This window comes from Desertihabitans aurantiacus (assembly GCF_003344635.1).
Taxonomy (GTDB): Bacteria; Actinomycetota; Actinomycetes; order Propionibacteriales; family Propionibacteriaceae; genus Desertihabitans; species Desertihabitans aurantiacus.
This window is the reverse complement of sequence record NZ_QPKK01000425.1, coordinates 1-2,039: the sequence shown is the minus strand read 5'-3', so window position 1 is coordinate 2,039 and position 2,039 is coordinate 1. Positions and strand designations below refer to the sequence as shown.

At 74.3% G+C, this 2,039-nt stretch carries 1 protein-coding gene; it reads left to right on the top strand.

Annotation, left to right across the window (positions count from 1 at the left end; translation table 11 throughout):
• Positions 1–1,992 (top strand): pectinesterase family protein (locus DVA66_RS19780; protein WP_114561509.1); only part of this gene is annotated, 1,992 nt, incomplete at its 5' end.
• Between the last annotated feature and the right edge of the window lie 47 nt (positions 1,993–2,039).

The window sequence follows — 2,039 nt, the reverse complement described above, 5'->3', positions numbered from 1 at the left end:
GCCGGTGCCGCCTGCACCCTCGCCCGGCCCGCCTCCGCGCCGGCAGCCGGCGACGACGTCCACCGCGCGGCCCGGCACCTGCTGCGGCTGATGGAGGTGCCGTCCGGTCCCCGCACCGCCGACGGCCCGGTCTGGTCGCCGCTGGCGACCGGTTTCGCCTCGGTCCCGACACCGGAGCTGCCGCACGGAGCCGTCGGCGGCCTCGGCGGTGCCGTCGCGACGGCACGCGACGCGGCCGACCTCGCCCGGCTGGTCGCGCTGGAGGAGCCGGTGGTGGTGCTGGTGCGCGGCACCATCGAGCTGGACCCGGGCACGATGCTCGACGTCGCCTCCGACACCTCCGTCCTGGGGGTCGGCCGGGACGCCGAGATCGTCGGCGGGGGCCTGCGGCTGGTCGGCGTCGGCAACGTCGTGGTCCGCAACCTCACCTTCCGCGACTCCTACGTCCCGGGTGACTGGGACGGCAAGAGCAGGGACGTCGACGGGCTGCGGCTCGACGGCTGCCACCACGTGTGGATCGACCACTGCGAGCTCGCGCGCCTCGGCGACGGGCTGGTGGACGTCCGCAAGGACTCCACCGCCACCACCCTGTCCTGGACGGTGCTGCGCGACCACAACAAGGCCCTCGGCGTGGGCTGGACCGACAACGTGGTCGCGACGCTGACCGTCCACCACTGCTGGTTCTCCAACACCTACCAGCGCAACGGGAGCATCGACAACGTCGCCGCCGGCCACCTCTACAACAACTACCTGCACGGCCAGGCGCACTACGGGACGATGGCGCGGGGACGCTCGCGGCTGCTCGTCGAGCACAGCGTCTACGCCGACGGCGAGGACGCCGTCGTCGCCAAGGACCCCGACTCCCGCGTGCACTCGCGGGACAACCGGTTCGACGGCGTCCGGGGCCGCAAGGACGACACCGGTCCCACCTTCGAGGCCCGCGACCACTACCCCTACACGGCCGACCCCACCGACGACGTGGTGCGTCTGGTCACCGCGCACGCTGGCCCGGCCGGGCGACGGGAGACGACCCCGCGGACCCTGCGGGTGGCCCTCGACGGCAGCGGCGACGTGGCGAGCATCGGGGCGGCGCTGGGGCTGGCCTGGCGCGCCCGGCACGCGACCGAGGTCGTCATCGCCCCGGGCACCTACCGGGAGGTCGTGCGGATCTGGCCCGGGACCCCCGAGGGCCTCGTGCTGCGGGGGGAGAGCGGCGAGGCGGCCGACGTCGTCATCAGCTACGACCTCGCCGCGGGCGCGGAGAAGTTCTACGGCGGCACCCAGGGCCGCACCGGCGCGGCGACCCTCGCCGTCCTCGCCGACGGCGTCACCCTGCGCGACCTCACCGTCGAGAACGCCTACGACGAGGCGACGCACGGCCCGAGCCAGGCCCAGGCCCTGCGCACGGTGGGTGACCGGGTGGTCCTCGACAGCGTCCACCTGCTCGGCAACCAGGACACGTTCCTCGCCGAGACACCGGGCTCGGGGGTGGTGTCCCGGGTCTACGTCACCGACTCGCTCATCACCGGCGACGTCGACTTCGTCTACGGGAGCGCCACGCTGGTGGTCGAACACTCCGAGATCCGCTCGCTCGACCGCGGGGAGGTGGTCAACGGCTACGTCTGCGCCCCGAGCACCGAGGCCGGCGTCCGCGGCTTCCTCTTCGACGGCTGCACGTTCACCTCCTCCGCCGCGCCCGGCACCGTCTTCCTGGGACGTCCGTGGCACCCCAGCAGCAACCCCGACGTCGAGCCCTCGGCGGTCGTCCGCGACTCCTCCCTGGGCGCCCACATCCGCACCCCCGCCTGGTCGGACATGGGCGGCTGGCCCTGGCAGGAGGACTTCCTGCGCGAGCACGCGAACACCGGCCCCGGCGCCCTGCAGCCCGGCGACGACCCCACCGGCCGCCCCCAGCTGCTGGCCCCCGAGGTGGCCGAGCACACCCGCGAGACCTACCTCAGCGGCCAGGACGACTGGCGTCCCTGGCGCTGACCACCCCACCCGACCCCCCTGGAGGACCGATGCCCGATCTCACCCGC